We start from the raw sequence: 22,506 nt of genomic DNA on the forward strand, positions 1-22,506 counted from the left end.
TTTGCCGGTAAGGATTGGGTTTTCGGTGAGGACAAACGAGGTTTAGATTCCGCATGTGGCGGCGAATCCGTTTCCGGTTATAGATGATGTCGAAGTCATTTTCCAGGACCATTTTGATTGAACGAGCGCCCTTTTTAAAGCCTCTTCTACAGAACGCCTTCTTGACTAACTCGCCCACCTCTGCGTCCAATCGGGCTCGCTTTATGCGGGAATCTGCGGCCTTAAGATAGCTGTAGTACCCCGAGCGTGAGACGTTAAGCAGCTCGCATAGATAATGCGTCATTCGCTTGAATCCTTGCTCTACGGCGTCATGAATAAGTTCAAACAGCTTATTCTTGCTTAGGTTTCTTCCCTTGGCTACCAGCCACCTTTCTTTCGTGTCGGCTTTTTTTAACAGTTCAAGTTGAGATTCCAGAAGTTTAATTCGTGCATCCTGCTTCGCGATGATCTCTTCTGGTGTCCTTTCTCGACTAAGCGAACGTCCTGAGGATTCTTTACGGGAATCCGCCAGACCAATGATTCCGCCCCGTTCATAAGCTTTTTTCCAACGGTCCGCACTCTGTTCGACACGCTTCATTCCTAGAATTTCTACATCGAACCCTTGGGCTATGAAAATCTCTCTTGGCGTCTTGCCCTCCATATATTGGTCTATGAATAACCGTTTGAACTCATCTGAGTAAGTAACGGCTTTGTCGCTTATTTTCGTGATGTACTTGTTCTTTGAGAGTTGATCTTGTTCTGCCTTGGAAAAAAGTTTTTTACTCATAGTGCCCTCCCTTGATGCTAATACCAGTATACAAAATGGCCCCCACAGCCTAAACACTTTTTTTCAAGTGTCCAGTCTATGGGGACCAGTTTAACAGTCCGGCCTTTTTTATTCTCCTTATAGATCCTTCCAACGAGCAACCGTAACCTGAATGGTCTGCGGACCGCCGGACGGCGTCAGTGTCCGGTTCGAGATGTCCGCTCCGCTGGACGTCGCTTCCACACTCGTCCACGAGCCTCTCGTGAATTTGTATGTTACTGCCGTTCCCGCCGGCAAGTTCAGCGTAATGCTGTAAACACCGTCACTGCCTTTAGTCAGCTGGTAGGCGCTATCTGCCACGTTCCAGCTGTTAAAGCTGCCTGAGATATACACCGGACCGCTGGCGGGCGTATTCGACGGCACCGTCACCCGGAACGTTACGCTGTCCGCTTGCGGCTCTCCCGTGTACAGATTGCCGCTCACCAAGCTGGATGCGCCGGTGCCAAAGTGATAGTTGTTGCTGCTGTTGTTATCCCATGTACCGCTGCCGTTGTTGAACGCCGCCGTCAGACCCGTCGCCGTGCCGAGTTGAATCGTGGCTACGCTGTAACCGGCGTACGAGGACGAGTTCATCTGAACACCCGGCGATGTCGTCCAGGTCGAAGCTCCGTCCAGCTTGTAATGAATGTACTTCGAGGCGAACGAATCATTCTTGTAATAGATCGTCGCCGTACTGCCAGCCGAAGTCGTGGCTGTTGCCGCTCCACTCGCCGCGGACAGGTTACCCGCTGCATCGTACGCCTTCACTGTGTAAGTGTAGGTCGTACTTGCAGCCAAGCCCGTATCCGTGTAGCTCGTTGTAGCCGTAGTTCCGACCTTGGTGCCGTCGCGGTACACTTCATAACCGGTCACCGCCACGTTGTCCGTCGATGCGGTCCATGTGATCGTTGCTGATGAAGCTGAAGACGAGGTCGCGGTTACGTTCTGAGGTACGCTTGGTGCGGTCGTGTCGACGTTCGGCTTACCTGACACGATGCTGCCTGTCGGGGTGTATGTCCATGTGCCGACTCCAAACAGGTAGTTGCTGCCGTTATTGCTATCCCATGTACCGCTGCCGTTGTTGAAGCATGCTTCGAGCTGCGTTGCTGTGCCGATGTTGATCGTGATCTTGTTGTATCCGGTATATTCGGAAGCCGGAATCGGCACGCCCGGAGCAGTCGTCCATGTTCCTCCTGCCGGACGGTAGTGAATATATGGCGTCGTGTAACCTTGCTTGTAATAGATCGTTACATTATTGCCTGCCGCTGTCGTGGCCAAAGCCGCCGCGCTAAATGCCGACAGATTGCCGGCTGCGTCGTAGGCCTTCACTGTATACGAGTATGACGTACTCGCCGCAAGCCCCGTATCCGTATACGAAGTCGTCGCGGTCGTACCGACCTTGACGCCATCCCGGTACACTTCATAGCCCGTCACCGCAACGTTGTCTGTCGATCCGCTCCATGTGACCGTTGCTGATGAAGATGAAGACGATGTCGCGGTTACATTCTGCGGTACACTCGGCGCTTCCGTATCCGGGGTTAAAGTGGTCCCCGTTGCCGCCGGCGAACTCGCCGCAGATTTATTGCCCGCCACATCATAAGCCTTCACCGTATAGGAATAAGTTGTATTGGCCGTAAGATTGCTGTCCGTATACGAGGTGCTGCTCGTTGTGCCTACAAGTGTTCCGTTGCGATACACTTCATAACCGGTGACCGCGACGTTGTCCGTCGATGCCGTCCAGTTCACCTTCAAGCTGGAAGCGCTAAGTGCAGTTACCGCAACATTCGCCGGCACGGATGGAGCTGTCGTGTCCGCCAATGCCTTCGCATAGATTTTAGCCGCATTTGCTCCGACGCTTACCGTAATTTGCTTGCCTGTTGTGCCTCCGGAAGCAACGGTTACTGTATCCGAAGGATTCAGCTGGTTCACGAGAACCGTACCCACCGGCAGCGTGCTTTCCGTGCGAAGCGGGATCGTGACCGTCTGCGTACCGCTGGAAGCATTGCTGAATACGGAGATGACTTCCTGTCCAGCATTCGTTCCGCTGTCCACCCGGCGGGAGAATGCGTACAGGTTCTGCGCCGACCACATCTCACGCTGGGTTCCTTTGCGCAGAGCCTCGTAGTTTTTGCGAATTTGATTCAGCTTGGCGACGTATTGATAGGTGTCCGTATTCTCATTGAAGTAGTTCTGAATGACGTTGCCGTTCGCGTCACGCTTCACCATTGACCAGCGGTTCCAGGTGTCGGCGATGCCGCCGCTGATAATGGAGCCGTTGCCGTTGCCTTTGTCCTGCTCCGTGCCTTGGAAGACAACGGGCACACCGCGAACCGTAAAGATGAAGGTCAGGGCGTTTTGCAGTTTAGCTACGCTTCCACCTGCTTCGGTCAGGAACCGGTTGCGGTCGTGGTTGTCGATGAATGTGACCATGTGGTTGGCATTGCCGTTATAGTAGGAGTCCAAAGCCAGTGTGCTCTTGATGTTCGAATCGAATGATTGACCATAAGCGAAGCTGTTCAAGACAGAGAAGAACAGCGGGAAGTCGAGCATACCCCATTCCTTGTTCGCACCAACCCAGCGCGAGACAAATTCCGCGTTGCCGTCGAAGTTCTCCCCGAACGTGTTCACGCCGAGCAGATTCTGCAGATCGCCGATGTCGGTCGGCTTCATCAGCTTGGCTGCATCGACGCGGGCGCCATCGGCTCCCGTGTAATCAAACCAGCCCTTGATCGAGCTGAAGATTGCAGACTTCGCTGCAGGAACGTCGAAGTCGATATCGTCGAGTCCGGCCAAGTCGTGATTCTCCATATAATCCTGAGCCCACTGCGTGTAGTTGCCGTCGACCAGAGACCAATTAATGTCCCCGTTGTGGTGGTACCAGGACGGGTTGTTGAACGGTGCGGCCGGTTGCAGGCTGAAGATATCGTAGTAAGCTTGGGTCCCCAGCATGTAATCGCCGATATGGTTGGGAACAACGTCAATGACGACTTTGATGCCGAGCGCATGCGCACTGTCTACAAGCTCCTTCAGCTTCTCCTTTGTGCCGAAGTAAGGGTTCGCAGCGTTCGGGTCCTTCACGTTATAGCCGTGATAGGCCGTGTTGCGGCCAGTGCCGTTGTTATCGCGGTTCGTCACCTGCGGCTCAGCGACAGGCGAGATCCAGATCGCTGTATAGCCCATGTCGTGGATGTAGGGAAGTTTGTCGATAACGCCTTGCCAGTCTCCGCCTTTCATATAGCGGAAATCTTCTTCGGAGTCCTCTGCGTACCGGATGGCGGAGCCAGTCGCATTGTTCGACGGATCGCCGTCGTAGAACCGGTCGACCATAATCTGGTAGATCGTGTCGTTCTCGTCCACAGTGCCGATACTTGCCGCTTGCACCTGCTTCGGCGGAATGATGAAGACGTTCATGATGATAGACAAAAACATGACGGCACTAAGGATTTGCGATAACCAACGCTTGCGAATCATCAATTCAATTCCTCCTTATTTTTATTTTGAAGCGCTTACATTAAGTTGGCTTCTTTACTGCCGCTTGGCCTCTTGCCTATGCCTGTCCTCCTTGCTGCTGCTCGTCCCCCTTTCGCCCCTGGTTTCTTACGAACCTGCTTCTGTCTGCCCGTCTTCTCCGGCTTGCCTGCTTAAGATCGTGACCGTGCCGCCAGCATTCAGTACCTTCCCAACTAAATACTCCGCCATAGGGAAACCGGTTTTCCAACAAGAAAATATCATGCTTTGAAAACCTTGTCAATATATGGGTGAAAAAATATTTTTACCGAACAGACCTGGCTTATGAGCGAATGTGAGGCTGCTCCATCAGTGCAGGTGTCTCTCTATGTTGCTCTAGTGCTAATTAATAGAATCGTTCAGCTTAAGTGCAGAGGAACCGAGACATTTGCTGAAGCCTGCCCGGATCGCCCGGCTCTCCAAAGCTCATACGAAAAACCGCTTCCGGAGATCGCCGGAAGCGGCTTACAGGTCTGACTTATTGCGCTAGAGCCACTTTACCATTTAGGAAAGGACAAGCAAATTTCAACCGTATCAAACGAGCTGGAACCGCATCAGGCGAACTGGAACCGGCTGATCGCAGCGGCGCCGGATACAACGAGATACACATTCTGCCGCCCGCTTACGCCGCTCAGCTCGCAGCTGTAGTCGCGCCATTCCTGGGCGCCGCCGGCTTTCAAGGCCGTCCGTCCCGCGAGCGGACCTTCCGGAGACCCCAGCCGGACCTCGATCACGGCATCCGCCGTGCTTGCCGCGCGGACCTGCAGAGTGCCTGCGCCGTCTTCAAATTCCGCGTCCGCGAAGCCGATCCAGCCGCTGCGATCCTTCACTTCGGCTGCGCTGCCGCCTTCGGCGCATTCTCCGATCAGCATGCCTTCATAGCTGTCGTAATTAATCGCTTTGGTCGTCTGCTTCAGGTCGCGCGGCGGAATGGTCTCGCCCGCAACGTCCAGCGCGGCCGCAAGCGGCAGGTTCTCCGAGGAGGCGCCAGCCATGATCGTGTAAAAGCCGTTCTCGATGCAGTAGCGCTCGCGGGTCACGTCCCACATCGCCAGCTGTGCCAGCGGGAGGGTGAACTCCACGTCAGCCGACTCGCCCGGCTGCAGCAGCACCCGCCGGAAAGCCAGCAGTTGCTTCCGCGGACGCTTCACGCGGGATTGCTCTGCGCGTCCGTAGAGCTGCACCACTTCTTCGCCCGGCAGGCTGCCGCTGTTGGTTACCCGGCAGGTTAGGTTGATCTCCTGATCTGCGCCGGCCGACAGATGATCCTCGGCAAGGCGAAGCTCATCATAGCGGAAAGAGGTGTAGGATAAGCCGTGTCCGAACGGATACAGGACCTCGCCTTCAAAATATTGATACGTTCTGCCGTTCTTGATAATATCGTAATCCATAAAGTCCGGCAGTTGGTTAACGGATTTATACCACGTCATGTTGAGGCGTCCAGCAGGGTTCGCATCACCGAACAGCACATCGGCCAGCGCATGGCCAAGCTCCTGGCCGACATGGGTCGTATACAGAACGGCCGGCACATTGGCGTCCACCCAGTTCAGGGCATACGGATAGCTGCCCACGACCACGACAACCGTATTCGGGTTGGCGGCATACACTTCCTGAATCAACTTCTCCTGTGATTCAGGAAGCGTGATATCCGGCCGGTCAATCGTCTCCTTGCCGTTAATCAGCGGGTGGTTGCCGACGAATACGACCGCCAGATCCGCTTCGCCCGCTGCTTCCTTCGCGGCTTCCAGCTTGTTCGTGATCATTTCGACTTCGAACACTTCGGCGCCGATCGCCTTCTCTTCCTCGCCTGACACTTCGGCGGCCCCCGCCACGTTAATCTCGTTCGCCGTCTCCGCTGCCTGGCCGTCGCCGACCAGCAGCTCGCCCGATTCGGCATTCACCGTCACCGGAGTTCCATTCCACGTCGAGAAGGTTACGCTCTGCGGCTCGCCTTCAGCAGGCTGCACCAGGAAGACTTCCTTCGTGAACCACTCCCAAATCTGATCCGCCGACGCTTTCACGACACGATCGTCGGTTGTGAGGTAGCGACCGTTCTCTTCAGCGATCAGTGTATGGCTGCCCCAGCCCCAATCCGTCATCTCAAATACTGAAGCTTCTTCCGCATTCTCCGCCGCAGCGGCCAATGCCGCCTGCTCCCCTGCCTGAATCCGCACATACTTGCCGGTCTTTTTCGACTTCAACCGGATGCGGTCTGTACCGCCGGCGAAGAGCGTCTTCCCTGCTGTGCCGGCTCCATCCAGCTTCTCCTGGATGCCTTGAAGCGGCGTTACTGCATACGGCAGCGAGCCGCTGTACCAGTCGCGGTATACGATGCCGCCGAGCGGCCCGATGACGGCGACCTTGTTAAGCTTGTCCGCCTGAAGCGGAAGCAGCCCGCTGTCATTCTTCAGCAGCACCGCCGCTTTGCGGGCGGCTTCCCGGGACAGCTCGGCATGCTCCGGACGCAAGATGGCGGACTCATCGATCGCCGCATAAGGATTGCCTTCCTCGGGGTCGAACTCGCCGAGGCGGAAGCGGACGCGGAACGTGTTGCGAAGCGCCACGTCCAGGTCACTCTCTTCCAGCTGTCCTTCTTCAAGCGCTTCACGCAGCGCCTGCTTGATTACTTCCGAATCGTCCGTAATGCTGTCGATGCCGCCTTCCTTGACCGAGCGGGCAACCGCTTCCTGTAACGAATCGAGATAGCCATGGTCGCGCACCGTGCCCGTTACGTCAAAGGCGTCGCTCACGACGAAGCCGTCCATGCCCCATTCCTGCTTCACGATCGCCTTCACATCCGTACTCAAGTTGGCCGGCACGCCGTTGATGGCATTGTACGCCGTCATCATCGACTGGGCGCCGCCTTCCTTGAACGGAATTTCAAATGCTCTCAAATAATATTCGCGCATATTGCGGGGATCGATGCTGACCGAAGCGTCGCCCCGGCCGACCTCGTTGTTGTTCGCTATAAAGTGCTTCAGCGTGGCAACCGCTTTCAAGTAAACGGGATGTTCGCCCTGGATACCCTGAACGAGTGCGGATGCCAGCTTGCCGGTCAGGATCGGATCTTCGCCATACGCTTCTTCCGTGCGTCCCCAGCGCGGATCGCGCTCCAGATCCACCGTCGGCGCCCACAGCGTCAGTCCGTTGATCTCCGGATTGCGCCGGTAGAAGCCGCGCGCCTCATCGCCGATCACGCTGCCAATGCGCTTCATCAGCTCCGTGTCCCAGGTGCATCCAAGACCGATCGGCTGCGGGAATCCCGTAGCCTCTCCGAGCCAGGCCATGCCGTGTGCCGCTTCCGTTCCATGTTTATACGCTTTCACACCAAGCCGCTCGACAGCAGCCTGATATTGAACCATCAGCTCTACCTTTTCCTCCAGCGTGAAGCGGGAGACCAGGTCATTTACCCGCTCTTCGAGCGGCAGAGAAGTATTCTGAAATGGGTATTCGATTAATGCGGACATCGTTATCATCTCCTTCAGGCGCATTGTAAGCTATAACGGACCGAGGGGATACCCGTAAAATTAGAGGCGTTTTCATATAGAATTCGACATAAAAAGTAATAAGTCGACGCAGCCAAAGAAAGCGGTGGCATTTCGGTAAGATAACCCTATAAAGCCCTCCGCCATTGAAAGCTGCTATGCGGCGGAGAGCGGTGTTGGGGTACATCTCTAATTAAGAATAGAGGCTGATTTCGCCTATGCAGTAATCCAATTCCATTACCGCGAACTAAAAATGACTTGTTGTCATTTCAGTTTCGCCAGTTCGTCCATGAAAGCCGGACGTTTGCCATACTCCGTCCTAAATTGATGAATGATCTCAGTTTGACTCTCCTTACCCGCAATCCTCCCATATCGGCGCAGCATGGAGCATACACGCTTATAGCTGCTTCTGTTGGACGATAATCGCGCCGCCCGCTGGATATACTGGTTATAAATCTGCCTGATCTCCTCCGGATAATTTGTTGACAAGCGCTCGGCATATTCTTCGATTGCATCCGGGTTGGCCCTCACATAATCCAGCATTTCTGCCTGGTCGTTCTTCTCGTGTATGAGCTTAAGATAGACATCTCTCGCTCTCCAATTCCTTGCAGCCTTCAATTCCACAAGCATACTGTGGTAAAACTCGTCCTTATCTCCTTCGGTCAGAGACTCCAATTCCAAATAATAGCTATATTCACCATCTAACAAAAGTTCCTTGGCAAGCGCTGCCTGATCACGTCTCAAGGACAATTCTCTATACGCGTCGTATCTTGCCTTTTTCCACTTGAGAACCAGTCCCGGAAATTCCTTGTCCAGTAGTTCTCCCGACTCCGCCAATTCGAGTGCATGACCGAAATCTCCGCGCTCCATACTCTCTTCTATAGCCCAATTTCTAAAGAAGGTGTAATGGAGATGGTCCTCTACAAACTTGTCCGCCTGTTCTTGCGGTTCATATTGCTGTACAAGGCGAAACAAAATTTTCAGCAGACCTTCATTGGCATAGTCTGTGTAAGCTTCTCCTTGATTAGCGGCAAGCCGACTCTCAATCGCAGCTCTAAGCTGAATCCGGAGCGGTTCCATATCGGCAAATTCGGCACAGATGTTGAACAGGTTGATGCGCCATTCTTCCCATCCCTGAAAAACAGGGCTACTCCCCATCATTAACAAGCGCTTAAACACAAGTTTCCGGTCAGTTGCTTCCTCTTGATCAAGACTATTCACAATTTCCCACACGCTATCTAAAGTCTGCTGAATCAGTATTCCGATTTCGCCGTCTGAATCATCAGCATATTGAAACGCCTCAAATGCCTCCTCCAGAATAACCAACGTCATTTCCAGCTTCTCTTCGGTCTTTTTGACTTCATTCGCATCCCCCAGCAAACCGAGCATATCTTCCGTGAATCCATAAGTATCTCTGTAACCTATAAGACCCTCCGGTCCAGAATGCTTCTTCACAACCGAAGTAATCAGCTTCTTGAAGGATTGGATCTGCTTCGAAAGACTGCTTGTTGCATATTTGAACATGAGCGCGTTCTTCAGCACCTTGTCCTCGCCGGCAGCCTGGACAATTATGCCGATGAGTTCATCTTTGGACAAGCTGTTCAATACGATTTCCAATTCGGATTTTCTCGCCATTTGGCTCACACTCCAGATTTAAACGGATAGGGATGATTCCAAGGCCGCTGCCGATCGCCGTTCGGGTATACTCTTCCAGTTTAACTGATTTTGGAGTTAGATGCCGGGACTTTATAATGCTAATAAGGCATGAACGTCATATTAGAACGTCCATGCCTTACTAAATCAAGTTACTGCTACCCCTCAAACCTCAACACAAACCTCATCTTCTCCCATACCCGTTCCCCGGTATGCACGGGATAGACGATCTCCGCCTTCGTGCCGGTATGCAGCAGCACCGGCTCGGGGGCATCGGCCTCGACGGAGACCGTGAGGCCGGGCAGATTCCACCGGCCCGGCGCGATCTCCACGCCGCTGACGTCCTCGCCGCCGATCTCGAAGACGAGCTCGACCGGGGTCTCGCTGTGGAATTCCGCGGCGATGTCGAGCCGCCGCTCCGAGGCCTCCGCGTTAAAGGCCATGCCGCGCAGATGCGAGTTCCAGGTCTCGCCGACAGCCCGGCGGACCATGCGCAGCGTATATCGCTTGCCGTCGCCCGCGAGCCAATGGGCGGTGGCGTTGTGCATCTGCCCGTTCGTGTTCCGGCTGCCGGACATGCCGCCGATCATCAGCGCCGGGGTGATCCAGGCGCTCGCCGCGCAGACATGGCGGTTATGGCCGGGCAGATCCCGCTCGCACAGCTCCTTGAACCTTCTGAAGATGGAACGCTCCCCTTGGGAGGCGCTCAGCTTCATGCGCACGGCCTCCGGCACATCGGTGCCGACCAGGGCGATCATCGGATCATGGCTTGTCTCGCAATTCACCCCGGTCAAATGCCGGTAATCCTCCCCGAGCGCCAAATACAGGAACACTCCGATGGAGCTGTGCTCGGTGATCTCATTCTCATAGCTGCGGGCAAAGGGACCGCAGAGATTCTCCAGATTCGGCTCGTAGAAATCGGCGATATCCTCCCACAGGCCATGCTCCATCTCCTGCCCGATTCCCTTGAAGGAATCGGTCCGGCTGTACCGCCGCCACATCCCCAGCACGGTCAGGTCGACGCCGTAATACGTGCTGGAGTTAAACTCGGCGAACGAGTGAAACTCCCGGTAATCCTGCAGCAGCCGCATGGCGCCGAGCTCGGCATGCACTGTCCATTCCAGCGACTCATACCGGTGTCCGTAGTAATGCGAGATGAACAGATGCATCAGCTCGATATTGGTATTCGTAGGAATCGACTGCGACAGGAATCGTTCGAGCGAGGCCGAGACCGTCCGCTGCATGGCACGGTCGATCTCCTCCACCTGCTCCTTCGGCAGCTTCTCCTCAAAATGCTCCAGAATCAGCGCGAACGTGCATGCAATGAACTCCCGCCAGTTCGGGTCGAAGCTTCTCCACACTCTGGGATAGACTTCATCCGCCGCTCTGCGGAACAACTCGAAGAGCTCCGGTTCCTTGAGGCCCGCATACTCAGCAAAACGCCGGTACACCTCATCCATCGCATCCGGATTGGCATACCCGTAACCCGGCGGGAAGACTCCCCAGGCCGTATAGCCGGCGGGAGGCCGGGGCCGCTGCGGGGACTGAACGAACGTGCCGTCATAGATTTCACCGTCGGCCGTAAGCTGCATGTCCAGCACGCGATCTATGACTTTGACGGCGGTCTCCGCATCCTTCCCTTCATCTCGCAGCAGCAGGCCCAGAGCGTAATGGGCGCTTTCTCTTGTCGCATGACACCACTCGCCCTTCACCTCTTCGCAGACCATATATCCTTCCCGGTCAAAATGGGCGTCCATTTCCTTCATCGCCTGACTGACAAGATACAGCTGTTGTTCCGTCATCTCAAGACGGGGATTGCTTGGCATCGGTCATCGCCCCTTTCCTTGTTCTTGTAATGACAAGCAGCAGCAGCGCGCCTAGCGCGGCGCTGATCGTACAGGACAGGTTCATGGCGGACGGTCCGCCCGCTTCCAGCAAATAGCCGTTCAGCAAATTGCCGAGCATGCCGGCAAGTCCGGAGAAGACGATCGACAGAATGCTCTGCCCGGTCGTGCGCAATTCCTCCGGCACGATCCGCACCATGAATTCCACCGCCGTCACGTACAGGAGACCGAAGGACAGGCCTTGCAGCACCTGCACGCCTACCATCACGGACGGAACCGGGAACATGAACTGGATGCCCCAACGCAAAATATAGGCGAGTGCTCCGAGAAGCATCGTTTTTTCCACACCGAAGAGCCTGATGATATACGCCGACAGGAACATGGAGGGAACATTGGAGAAAGCGGCAATCATCAGGGCGATGCCCGACCATTGGTAGCTGCCGCCTGCCATCTGGAATACCACCACAAAATAGGTGTTAAACGCAGTCAACGTTTGATTGATGAGCAGGCAGGCGAGCAGAAACAGCAGCACCGTCTTATTGTACAGCAGCCCGGACAGTCCGCCGGAGAAGCTCTTGGTCTTGACCTTGATCTCCGACTGCTTGGGAAAGCCGAGAATGATGAGAATTCCAATTACGGTGAACAAGAGAAACGGGATGCCCAGATATTTCGGCGCATAGGCCGCAACGAACGACCCTGCGATATAACCTCCGAACGCGTTCCCGATGCTCTGGAAGCAGCGGATCGTTCCATAAGATGAGCCTGCGGCATAAGCCGCCGTTACAGCGTAGGCGTCACTCACCGGGGCTAGCGGCGCGGTAAAAGCAATATAGATCATATAGCTCATAATCATCAGCGTAACTGACGGCAATTGGAACAGCAGAGCGGCGATAGCCGGAACACCCAGACTCAATATGAGAATCAGCTTGGTCATGCGGTACTTGTCCGCCATTCTTCCCCAGAACAACTGGGCGGCGATAACAAGAAACGAGGAGACCGCCATAATCATGCCCACCCGGTCCCGGTTCAAGCCCTGATCGATAAAAATGGTGCTGATATACGGATTCAGCAGGCCTCCGGCCAACCCGGTCAGCAGATAAAATCCCCGCAGGCGAAACAAAACGCTAGTTAAGCCTTTCAGCCGTGTCGGCCTTGTCATTATGCACACCTTCTATTTGACATTCATTATCCTTTCACTGCGCCAACCATAGTTCCGTTCACGAAGTAACGCTGCAGCCACGGATACACAAGCAGAATCGGAATGGTTGCAAAGATAACGCTTGCCGCTTTAATCCCTTCCGGCAAAACCTTGAACATGCCGACCCCTTCGCTGCGCATCAGATCGCTGGCCTGGGCATTGCTCACAATCTGGTACAGCTTCAGCTGCAGCGGATACAGCTCGGGCTTCGTGATGTACATGAGCGTATCCTGAAATCCGTTCCACCGGTTCACGGCATAGAACAGGCTGAGCGTGGCCAGTACCGGAGCGGACAGCGGAAGGATGACGTTCCACAGCGTTCTGAAGTGATTGCTTCCATCGATTTCGGCCGCTTCCTCCAGCGATTCCGGAATGCCTTTGAAGAAGGTAATCAGAATGATGAGGTAGAACGGGCTGATCAGATTCGGCAGTACGAGCGACCAGGTGGTGTTGACCAGTCCCAGATCACGGATGAGCAAATATTCCGGAATCATGCCGCCGCTGAAGAACATCGTAATGACGATAATGAGCATGAACAGGCTTTTCCAGCGCAGACTCGATTTCGCAAGCGGGTATGCCGCCAGAATCGTCATCAGCATACTGGAAACGGTTGTGACCAGCGTAAGGAAGATCGTGTAGGCGAGCGAGCGCAGCATGGAGCTGTCGCCGAATACCTGCTTGTACGCTTCAAAGGTAATCTCCATCGGGAACAGCGTGACTTTGCCCGACATGATCGACCGGGATGAACTGAGGGATATTGCAATAATATGGAAGAAAGGTGCAATGCAAATCACTACGGCCAACGTAATGAGTACGATATTCGAAATATCGAATAGGCGATTGGCATGTTTTTCACTCATGAATCCCACTCCCTGTATCTCTATTAGCTGTCTTTAGATAATGCCGTCGCCCGTCAGTCTCTTCGACGCGAAGTTCGCGATCAGCAGGAAGATCAGCCCGACAACCGCCTGGAACAAGCCGACAACCGTCGCAATCGTATACTGTCCGGACTCGATGCCCATTCGGTACACAAAGGTGCTGAGAACATCCGAATAGTCGCGAACCGCCATATTGCCGATAACGTAAGGACGTTCGAAGCCGATGCTGATCATGTTACCAAGCTGGATAATGAGCAGAGTCACAATCGTGGTCTTCAATCCCGGAATCGAGATGTTCCAGATGCGCTGGAAGCGGTTCGCGCCGTCGATCTCGGCCGCTTCGAACAATTCGCGGTTAATGCCGGTCAGAGCGGCCAGATACAGAATGGTTCCCCAGCCTGCGCTCTGCCAGACGCCTGTGATGAGATAGGTGACCAGCCAGCTCTGTTTTTCCGTGAGAAAAGGAATGGCATCCATGCCAAACGCTCCAAGCAGATTGTTGATCATGCCGGATTGGGTGCCGAACACCTGATAGACGATACCGCCGATGATCACCCAGGAAATAAAGTGCGGAATGTACAGAATGGTCTGCGACAGACGCTTGAACCAGTTGATATTCAGTTCATAGAGCATAATGGCGAGGATCAACGGGGCCGGAAAGGAAACCAGCAGATCCAGAAAGTTCAGCATCAGCGTATTGCGCAGTGTTTTGAAGAACTCCTGATTGTTAAATACTTCACGGAATCCGTCCAGGCCGATCCACTTGCTGCCGGAAATGCCCTGGAAGAAGTTGAAATCCTTGAACGCGATCTGCACGCCGTACATCGGGCCGTATTTGAAGATGAAGAAATAAATCAGGGGGAACAGCAGCATGGCATACAGCCGCCAGTATCTCTTGTAGTAAATGCTCGCTCTCACGGGGGACGCCTCCTTCTTGAACGGTCCTTAAGGGCTGACTGCCTGATTCGCGGGCGCCAGCCCCGCCGGACTTGAACTTTAGAACTTTAGATCATTCCTTACTTCTTAATCATTTCGTTGTAGACTTTCGTGCGCTCATCCTGGATGGCCTGTCCGCCGCCCGCCATGTATTCCTTCATCAGCGAGTCGTAGGTGCTGTCAAATTTGTCGGTGCTGACCATGGTCGCCTTGACGACGATTTCTTTATATTTGCTCTCGAGGCCGCTGCCGTACTTCGATTCGGCTTCGATCGGCACCGGCATAACGACCGGCTCGATCTTGTTCGTGTTGGAGATTTCGACAGACGTTCTCATCAGATCCTGATATTCTTCCGGAACCTGGCGGATATAGGCTTCGGCATTGCTCTTGTCATCGCCGATATATTTGCCGTTCACGATGATCGCCATATCGCCGTAGTTGTACAACCGGTCGGAAATTTCCTGCGGGGCATCGGCCTTCGCTACCGGGATACCGTCAACCATGGTGTAGTTCTCGCCTTCCACGCCATTTTGCATGAAGAACAGGTTGTTGCCCGAGGCCATCCAGTCGAGATATTTGATCGCCTCTACCGCATGCTTGCTCGATTTCGGGATCATGATGTACATAGCATTCGGCGTGTAGCCTGGCTTAGCCGTTACTCCTTCGGAATTTGTATAGAGATCGATCGGCGTCAGCTTCGCACCTGCCACATTCGTCTCAAGGTTCTTGTTCGTGTTGTTGTATTCAAAATACAGCTCGCCCGCATCTTCCGTATAAGCGCCGACCAGTCCGTTCTGCACGTCCTGCCACAGCTGCTTCTTGTCTTCATCGAGCGCAAAATCCTTGCTGATCAATCCTGCGTTGTACAGTTTATTCATATAGCGCAGGCCTTCCTTGAAGCCGGGCAGCAGAATCGGATCGTCGCCTGAGCCGAGCTTCTGCGTCAAGGTATATTTCTGTTCCTCGGTAAGCGGCTCAATGAAGGACCAGAGCAGCGGCTCGAACTGCGCCGGAGCGATGCTCATGCCGAGCGGAATGACTTTGCCGCCCGTCTTGCCGGGGTCTTTCTCCTTGAACGCTACGAGCGTGTTGTACAGCTCTTCAGCCGTCTTCGGCACCGGCAGATTCAATGCGTCCAGCCAGTCCTGACGGATGTAGGAAGCATATTTGCCAAGCACGAGGCGTCTTCCGGGAATCGACAGCTGAGCGCCGTCCACCTGGCCGTAAGCCAGCGTGTCTTCGCCCAGGAACTTCTTCAGATTGGGGCCGTACTCATCGAGCAGCTTCGTCACATCCGTCAACCCGCCTTGGGTCGCATAGCGGTAGAACGTACCGGAATCATAGGTGAACACAATGTCGGGAACGTCGTTGGCGCTCGCCATCATCACGTTCAGCTTCTGCGTCTCTTCGGAGCGGGGAACCGGTACATACTCCACATCGATGTTGTTCGGGGTGCCGAATTTCTCCTGCACGTAGTTCGTCATATAGTTGTCGCTGATCGTCATCCCCGAAGGAGAGTTGCCCCGGTCGAAGACTTCTACTTTCAGCTTAACCTTCTCCGACGAACCGCCGTTGGCTTCAGTCGCCGAATCCTCCGACTTGGAACACGCGGATAATAATAAGGATGCGCTCAAAGTCAAAGGAACCATCATCTTCGTAACCTGCTTGAACCTGCTCTTGCGTTGTACCATGCCACTACACTCCCCTATCCGATTGTTTGTTTGTCTGTCTGTCCCGGCTGCCGCCTGTCACGGCGCATTCGGAATATCCACAGTATGGAGTCTCACATGAAAAAGGATCAATAAACTTGTTTTCCGCCGCTAAACCGGAATGAACGTCACTATTCATGACGCAATAAATCGATTTTAAGCAATAAACCGAAAAAAATCGCATAATCACGCGGTTTTTTTCGGTTTATGTAATATTATATAACATGATAATGAGAGGGTTATCCGGGCTTATTAGCTGAAATCCGTCTCCGATTCAAGGCGGTTAACCGGCATTTTGCCTCCGGAATTCGCCCGGCGTCATGCCTGTCACACGCTTGAACATCCGTCCGAACGTAATGGAGTTGGAGTAGCCCACAAGCGTAGCAATCTCCTGCTGCTGCATTTCGGACTCTACAAGCAGGCGCTTCGCCTTTCCGATTCGCAGCTGCTGAACGAAGTCGCCGAAGTTCTCGCCGAATGCCTCCTTGAAGAGCTGGCTTACATTTTTCCCGCTCAACTGGAACCGGTCGCTTAAGTGCTTCAAAGACAAATCCGGGTCATCGAAATGCGCCATGATATATTCGCGGATTTCAAGCATGGTCGAATGGAAGCCGCCGCCCTCATAGATCGCGACATACTCCCCATAGGCGGCATGTAAAATCTCCTGCACCTCATCCTGCAGCGCAGTCAGATTGTCGAACTTCAGCCGGGCTCCCGGTTCGCTACCGCCGTTCCACAGGGATGAGGTATCGTCCAGAACGAGTATCCCTTCCCCCGCTTTCTTCTGAATCCATTTCATCAGCGATCCGATCATCATATAGATCGTCTGGTCGTTCATGCTCTGCGATTGGAACTGCTCGAAGAGGAGCTCCACCTTGCCGGACCAGCCTTCATTGCGCAGCTGGAACATTTCCGCAATCTCCGTGACCGCCGGCCAGAGCTGCACCCACTTCTGGTCCGCTTCTTCTTGAATGCGGTCTGCGAAAATGACGGTCGCACTGCGCCGGGTCAGCCGGTAATCCAGCGCTTCCTTGGCTGCCTGGTAGGAACGCGGAACGTCCCGCCACTGCTGGAAGGCATACCCTGCCCCGAACGTGAAGGCAAGATCAAACTGGCCCTTCACCCAGTCATGGCATTTACCGGTCAGCGCAATAATGCCGGCTTCCGAATACGGGCTGCTTCCGGTCGGAGCAATAATGCCCAGACGGTTCCCGTAAATCCATTCGCACCAGGAAGGCGACTCCTCGCTGCTGAAGAAGTCCAGCAGCATATTTTGCAGCGCAAGCCGGACCAGGGATTGTCCCTCCGCATCCAGATTCAAGCTCTCAAGCTCGATATCCGCAACGAGGAACAGCTTGTACTGGTCTACGCTCTCCTCCTGAAGCAGAGGAATCTGCTCCCGCCAGAAGTCATCGAACTCGGTGACGGAGCCTTCGATCAGATCGATCAAGAGCTGCCGCTTCCTCGTCAGCAGATTGTCTCGGCTCTCCCGCTCATACTGCTTCATCTGGTCGGTCAAATCCTCCAGCGCATGCTCGATGAACCGTACATCGCCTTCCTCCGTCTTGTTCAGGGCGGACTTCAGCTGGATCGTCTCGAGCTTGTTCAGAATGAGGGCGATCGGCTTGTAATTCCGTTTGGAGATATACACGACGTAAATTGTGCTGAGCACAACCACCGCCACACCGACCACGATCCAGGTGTAGGAGATCAGCTCGAACCACTGAAAGAACTGCCCGGATTTGATGCCGCTGCGGATCGTCCAGCTTGTATTGTCAATCGGTTGCTGCGCGAGAAAGACAATCTTGCTCCGGTCCTCTTCACTCTGCACGGTCTTCTCTGACGTCAGCACGACCCGCCCGTCCCGGTCCACAACATCCAGATAAGTGAGATTCCGGTTCTTGCCCATCTGGATATCATTCGCGAAGCCTTCGACATTCACATTGATGACGGCGAGGCCGTCCTGGCCGAACGGAATCGGCAGACGCTTCACCAGCGAAATCACCGGGATCTGCCGGTCATCGTAGTAGCTCGGAACAGTGCGGACTTCCGACCACTCTTCCGTATTCAGGGAACCGGCCAGTTGGCGCTTCAGAAAGTCGCGGTCGTAGAACTGGCTGATCTCGGATTTGCCGTCCGACATAATAACCAGTCCGTCGCTGGCCCGGTACAAATAGATCGATTGAATGAGAGAATAATCATTCTTCAGCGAGCGGAGGGAGGAGGCGACTTCATACAGCTGGATATCCTCCTGCCGCGAGGTTGACTTGCCGTCCAGAAAGTCCATAACGCCGTCATTCAGCGTGAACTCCTTCAGGAACGCCTGCTCCACCTCATCGAGGGAGCCGACGATCATCTCCGAAATGTATTTGGCAAAAATCTCATTGGCCCGCTCGGTCTCCCGCCGGGAAATGTCCGAAACCGTGACCATCCCGATCAGCACGATCACCGTGATCGTTAACAGAAAAATCGGAAAATAGGACAGAAGCTGTTTTTGATACCAATTTTTCACCCGTTCCACCTCTGTCAGTTCATCTGTTTAATGGTTAAATATTTAGAAACAATGATAAAGGGATTGCCCGGTTTGGGCAATCCCTCTTTGTCGATCCTTTTTCCCCCAGAAGCATAGGGAGACATGGAAATCATCCTAACCCTGGAATTCACAGGAAGCGCCGCCGCCTTTTCTCCTGTTCTTGTCTTCGTACATTCTCCGGTCCGCTTCGGCATAAAGAGCCTCCATACGGCCGACGGATACTTCGCTGAGCGCGAAACCGACAGACAGCCGGAGCGGAATGTCCCTTCCTTCATTGTAATCGGACAAATCCCGGACCAAGTCCTGCAGCCATTCCTCCAGCTCCTCCCGTCCGGTATCCGTAATCATGAAGGCGAACTCATCCCCGCCGATTCTTGCCGCTTGAACTTTTTCCGAAGAATAGGCCTCCATGAACGCAGCAGCCGCCTTAAGCAGGGTGTCCCCCGTACGGTGACCATGCGTGTCGTTCACAATCTTCAGGTTATCCAGATCAATGATGACAAGAGCCACTGCGGTAACCTCATTCTTGTCGTAGGTATCCTTCCATTTCTCAAAATAATCCCGGTTATACAGCCCGGTCAGCGTATCATGCGAGATGCGGTACTCAAGCTGTTTCTGGAGCTCATGCTTCTCGGTAATATCGCGCAGAATCCCCTGGATCGCCACCAGTTCTCCATCCTGATAGACTGGAGTCGTATATTCCTCAAACAAGGTATACTCGCCGTTCCGGGCCGCCTCATTACCCATTGCCACCCGATAGATGATTGGCAGATTATAATCCACCTCGCCTCGCAGTTTCTTCAGCAGCGCGTCCCGGTCATCCGGATGCACCCGTTCCAAGGCCATTTTGGGATGATCATACACCAGCTTTCCCTGCTCATCGCCATATGTCTGCTCAAACGGAGGATAGGCATAGCGGTACCGCCATTTGGGCTGAAGCTCTAAATAATAAATACCGTCTTTCGTATTCTCCACCAGGCCGAGCAGCCGTTTCTCGTTCTCATCAGCAGGGATCGCCGCCTGCCGCCGGCTGCCTCCGTTGATCGAGTAACGGAAAAGGGCATAAGCCAGCACCGTCCCCGCCAGTATTCCCGCAATAAACTCGATCATCTTGATCCCTCCCCAATGCCCACTCAAAGGCTACTCAAACTTATGTACCAATTTTACCATGACTATAGGACTATTCAATATAGATATATTAAAAAAAGATGAAACTAAAGGCGCATTCTCCACCGGTCGTTTTCGGATGCCTTTGACCGAGCAGCTCGCCACATTCTCCCTCAGACCGCGTTATTGCTGGAAAATGAGACGGTCAGTGCAAAGATGGATCAATTGGAGCCAAATATTGTGCTAGGCAAAATACAACCCCCTCCCAATGTTATCTTTCGCATTCGCGAAGAAGTCCGAGCCTCATAGTTGCAACCGAATACCATGCTTTTCTGCACCGTCTGTTTCCCCCACTAACCGAATAGATATGAGTAATCAGGCACCGCAGACTGGCAGCATACAGATTCCCAAGGAGGAATGCTCTTATGAAATCCGCACCATCCGATTGTACCGCTCCCGATGCCCGGGTCCTTGCAACATTCCGGGCACTGGTTGAGGCGATCGTTCCTAACACCCCGGCGCTTGCTGCGTACGGAAGCTGGCAAACCTATGGCGCTGCTGATTTATGTATTCATGAATATATGATCTGGGAATTGGACCACAATCTTTCCCTTATGAATGGACTTTATCTGACCATCATTCCGCTGTCCGCTCCCACCGCCGGAATGCTGAACGCAGCAGCCGTTCAATTCATTGCCATGGGGCAGGCACAGCATGCCCCCGATTGTCCGGATCGGGAGATCAGCCCGTTCTCCTCGCTGTCTCCGGCTGACCGTATCCGTGTGCTCGAGAGGCTGGAAGAATTGAACGTGGATCTTGGAGCCTTGCCGCCGCCCTATCGGAACAATGGCGGAATGGTCCGGTTTATGGTGAATTTTCTGAACAGGCAGACGATATTCGGCCATTATTCCGAATGGTCAGCTTACGGCACGACCAGGCTCAGAACACCTGTCGAACGCAGCCTGGAATATTTTCCGATCGGCTGGTGTCAGGCAGGGTACCCGGGAGTGGTTCCCGGATATCGCGCTCTGCTCGGGTATAAGCTGACGATCGTAAGGGAAGGAGGGAAATCTGCCGTTGTATAATGCAGAAGCAGGATTTGACGCGGACGTCATAGTCATTGGCTCCGGCGGAGGTGGCGGCGTCGTGGCTAAGGAGCTTGGGGAAGCCGGGCTGAAGGTTCTCGTATTGGAAGCCGGGCCCTGGTATGGCAACAAGCAATGGCAGCATCCGAACAGCGAACGCGGCGGGGAATGGAGCGGCGATTATAACGACCTGGATGTGGGCATTTACAAACGGATCTACAATGCGTACGAGAACAATATGAACGATGTGGTATCCGGCGTGTTCCGTTTCGGGCCTGCCGATCGCCGCCGTGCGCCCTGGAACCGGGTTATGCCCCAGAAAGGCGCCATCTGGCAGGCATCCGGAGTCGGCGGGACGACCCAGCACTATTGGACCCAATCGCCGCGCGCTTATCCCGCTGCAATTGACGGTATTTGGCCGATCAGCTATCAGGAGCTAGTTCCGTATTACGAAAAAGTCGAAGCGACCCTGCCCGTACAGTTCTCGCCTACAACACCCAAGGAAGAGCTGTTTTATTACGGCGCTCAAAAAGCCGGCTGGCCGCTCCTTAAGACGCTTGACATCACCACTCCGGGGTATCGTCCAAATCCGAACGCCATATTGCCGCCTAATGAGCATTTGATGGACCCCCGTTACCCACTGGAGCAATTGTCCAATATGGAAGGGTGTACGCTGAAAGGAAATTGTGTCAACGGATGTACATCGGGTCCTTCAGTCGATAAAATAGCCAAGCGGAGCACCCTGGTCAGCTATGTTCCGCTTGCGCTAAAAACCTGCAACGTCGCAATCCGGCCTAATTCCTTCGCTATCAAAATTTTAACAGCGCAGGACCCGAAGGAAGGCCTGCGCGCGATCGGTGTGCAATTCCGGGATACGTGGACAGGGGAAGTCGGTGAATTAACGGCCAGGACTGTTGTGATGGCCGCCGGCTGTATCGAATCACCGCGTCTGTGGCTGAACTCGGGGCTTCCGCAGAACGCATGGGTCGGGAGAGGACTGACCAATCATTGCTTCGACTGGGTCGCCGGTGTCTTTGATGAGAAGACTCTGATGAATATCCTGGGCATGCCTGCCGCCTACCCCTATGTCGGCCACACTTCCGGAGCCCGGGTTGAAATTCCCGGGACCGGGATATTCCAGGTTTCTTGCTTGAGCCCCGGATTAATGTCCTACTTAACTTATGGATTCAGCGAAGCCGGATATGACGCTCTGAATCCGCCGCAGCCGGGAGAACCCTGGCAGATTCGCGGCCGTGCCGCAGGTCCTCAGCTCAAAGAGCTGATGATGAACTATTCCCGGACGATGAGCATGCTGCTTCTCACGGATGACGAGACGCTCTATCGAAACCGGGTTGAAGTCGATCCGCTGCTGAAGGACGAGAACGGTCCGGTTCCTGTCATCCATTATACGCCTAGCCCCAAGACGCTGAAGAGGCGCGATCAACTGGCCAGACATGCTTCCGAGACGCTCCGGCAAGCCGGGGCAACGACGATTATCCGTTCCGATACCCCCTTCTCCTTCTTGCTTCATCTCGAAAGCACGATGCGGATGGGGTATGTTATCGATACCAACTGCGAAGCTTATCAAGTAAAGCGCTTGTTTATTGCGGATAACAGCGTACATGTTAACGGAATCGGCGGCCCGAATCCGACACTCACGACTCAAGCATTGGCTACCCGGACCGCAGAGAAAATCGCGATCAAGTACTTCACTTAGCCGCCTGTCGAGACCGCATAATAAAGGACGAATCCGGATATAGCCACGATCACCAAGAAGGCGGCAGCCT

At 54.1% G+C, this 22,506-nt stretch carries 14 protein-coding genes; 3 read left to right on the forward strand and 11 right to left on the reverse strand.

Translation table 11 applies throughout. The features are described 5' to 3' along the window. From KIH86_RS24485 to KIH86_RS24500, 4 genes are all read right to left on the reverse strand, one after another. Window positions 1-766, reverse strand: a 766-nt coding sequence (locus tag KIH86_RS24485) for an HTH domain-containing protein (RefSeq protein ID WP_223110717.1), incomplete at its 3' end; no start/stop codon positions are given. 117 nt (window positions 767-883) lie between these two features. After that, window positions 884-4,255 carry a carbohydrate binding domain-containing protein gene (locus KIH86_RS24490; protein WP_235775582.1) on the reverse strand — a complete coding sequence of 1,124 codons (3,372 nt, stop codon included), beginning with the start codon at window positions 4,253-4,255 and terminating at the stop codon, window positions 884-886. A gap of 590 nt (window positions 4,256-4,845) precedes the next feature. Continuing rightward, a complete protein-coding gene (locus tag KIH86_RS24495) occupies window positions 4,846-7,758 on the reverse strand; it encodes a glycoside hydrolase family 3 protein (RefSeq protein WP_223083557.1) in 2,913 nt (970 codons plus the stop codon). Between the two features lie 282 nt (window positions 7,759-8,040). Then, on the reverse strand, window positions 8,041-9,300 hold the full coding sequence (locus KIH86_RS24500; RefSeq protein ID WP_223083558.1) for a hypothetical protein: 1,260 nt from the start codon (window positions 9,298-9,300) through the stop codon (window positions 8,041-8,043). Between KIH86_RS24500 and KIH86_RS29900 the strand changes: the two genes are divergently transcribed. Then, window positions 9,299-9,433, forward strand: a complete 135-nt coding sequence (locus KIH86_RS29900; RefSeq protein ID WP_268964239.1) for a hypothetical protein — start codon at window positions 9,299-9,301, stop codon at window positions 9,431-9,433. The two genes, KIH86_RS24500 and KIH86_RS29900, sit on opposite strands and share 2 nt — an antisense overlap. Window positions 9,434-9,587: 154 nt before the next feature. Here KIH86_RS29900 and KIH86_RS24505 read toward each other — a convergent pair whose 3' ends face one another. The 7 genes from KIH86_RS24505 to KIH86_RS24535 all read right to left on the reverse strand — a co-directional run bounded on the left by KIH86_RS24505 (window position 9,588) and on the right by KIH86_RS24535 (window position 19,637). After that, window positions 9,588-11,231, reverse strand: a complete 1,644-nt coding sequence (locus KIH86_RS24505) for a hypothetical protein (RefSeq protein WP_223110719.1) — start codon at window positions 11,229-11,231, stop codon at window positions 9,588-9,590. Window position 11,232: 1 nt separating this feature from the next. Continuing rightward, on the reverse strand, window positions 11,233-12,432 hold the full coding sequence (locus tag KIH86_RS24510) for an MFS transporter (protein WP_223083560.1): 1,200 nt from the start codon (window positions 12,430-12,432) through the stop codon (window positions 11,233-11,235). A 26-nt stretch (window positions 12,433-12,458) separates the two neighbouring features. Further along, window positions 12,459-13,331 carry a carbohydrate ABC transporter permease gene (locus KIH86_RS24515; protein ID WP_038693741.1) on the reverse strand — a complete coding sequence of 291 codons (873 nt, stop codon included), beginning with the start codon at window positions 13,329-13,331 and terminating at the stop codon, window positions 12,459-12,461. Window positions 13,332-13,364: 33 nt separating this feature from the next. Next, window positions 13,365-14,222: an ABC transporter permease gene (locus tag KIH86_RS24520; RefSeq protein ID WP_262416435.1), complete on the reverse strand. Its 858-nt coding sequence runs from the start codon at window positions 14,220-14,222 to the stop codon at window positions 13,365-13,367. Window positions 14,223-14,365: 143 nt separating this feature from the next. Next, window positions 14,366-15,976: an extracellular solute-binding protein gene (locus KIH86_RS24525; protein ID WP_223083562.1), complete on the reverse strand. Its 1,611-nt coding sequence runs from the start codon at window positions 15,974-15,976 to the stop codon at window positions 14,366-14,368. A gap of 301 nt (window positions 15,977-16,277) precedes the next feature. Next, window positions 16,278-18,506: an AraC family transcriptional regulator gene (locus KIH86_RS24530; protein WP_223083563.1), complete on the reverse strand. Its 2,229-nt coding sequence runs from the start codon at window positions 18,504-18,506 to the stop codon at window positions 16,278-16,280. Window positions 18,507-18,641: 135 nt separating this feature from the next. Then, window positions 18,642-19,637 carry a GGDEF domain-containing protein gene (locus KIH86_RS24535; RefSeq protein ID WP_223083564.1) on the reverse strand — a complete coding sequence of 332 codons (996 nt, stop codon included), beginning with the start codon at window positions 19,635-19,637 and terminating at the stop codon, window positions 18,642-18,644. A gap of 422 nt (window positions 19,638-20,059) precedes the next feature. Between KIH86_RS24535 and KIH86_RS24540 the strand changes: the two genes are divergently transcribed. Then, a complete protein-coding gene (locus KIH86_RS24540) occupies window positions 20,060-20,719 on the forward strand; it encodes a hypothetical protein (RefSeq protein WP_223083565.1) in 660 nt (219 codons plus the stop codon). After that, complete coding sequence (locus KIH86_RS24545) at window positions 20,712-22,436, forward strand: GMC family oxidoreductase N-terminal domain-containing protein (RefSeq protein ID WP_223083566.1); 1,725 nt, start codon at window positions 20,712-20,714, stop codon at window positions 22,434-22,436. Before KIH86_RS24540 ends, KIH86_RS24545 begins: the two co-directional genes overlap by 8 nt. Window positions 22,437-22,506: the final 70 nt, after the last annotated feature.

The organism is Paenibacillus sinensis (assembly GCF_019904155.1).
GTDB classification, from domain to species: domain Bacteria; phylum Bacillota; class Bacilli; order Paenibacillales; family Paenibacillaceae; genus Paenibacillus_AQ; species Paenibacillus_AQ sinensis.

Coding starts and splice junctions, on each gene's coding strand:
- KIH86_RS24490 (WP_235775582.1), bottom strand. CDS start 4,255: ATGATTCGCAAGCGTTGGTTATCGCAAATCCTTAGTGCCGTCATGTTT.
- KIH86_RS24495 (WP_223083557.1), bottom strand. CDS start 7,758: ATGTCCGCATTAATCGAATACCCATTTCAGAATACTTCTCTGCCGCTC.
- KIH86_RS29900 (WP_268964239.1), top strand. CDS start 9,299: ATGAGCGCGTTCTTCAGCACCTTGTCCTCGCCGGCAGCCTGGACAATT.
- KIH86_RS24500 (WP_223083558.1), bottom strand. CDS start 9,300: ATGTTCAAATATGCAACAAGCAGTCTTTCGAAGCAGATCCAATCCTTC.
- KIH86_RS24505 (WP_223110719.1), bottom strand. CDS start 11,231: ATGACGGAACAACAGCTGTATCTTGTCAGTCAGGCGATGAAGGAAATG.
- KIH86_RS24510 (WP_223083560.1), bottom strand. CDS start 12,432: ATGACAAGGCCGACACGGCTGAAAGGCTTAACTAGCGTTTTGTTTCGC.
- KIH86_RS24515 (WP_038693741.1), bottom strand. CDS start 13,331: ATGAGTGAAAAACATGCCAATCGCCTATTCGATATTTCGAATATCGTA.
- KIH86_RS24520 (WP_262416435.1), bottom strand. CDS start 14,222: ATGCTGCTGTTCCCCCTGATTTATTTCTTCATCTTCAAATACGGCCCG.
- KIH86_RS24525 (WP_223083562.1), bottom strand. CDS start 15,976: ATGGTACAACGCAAGAGCAGGTTCAAGCAGGTTACGAAGATGATGGTT.
- KIH86_RS24535 (WP_223083564.1), bottom strand. CDS start 19,637: ATGATCGAGTTTATTGCGGGAATACTGGCGGGGACGGTGCTGGCTTAT.
- KIH86_RS24540 (WP_223083565.1), top strand. CDS start 20,060: ATGAAATCCGCACCATCCGATTGTACCGCTCCCGATGCCCGGGTCCTT.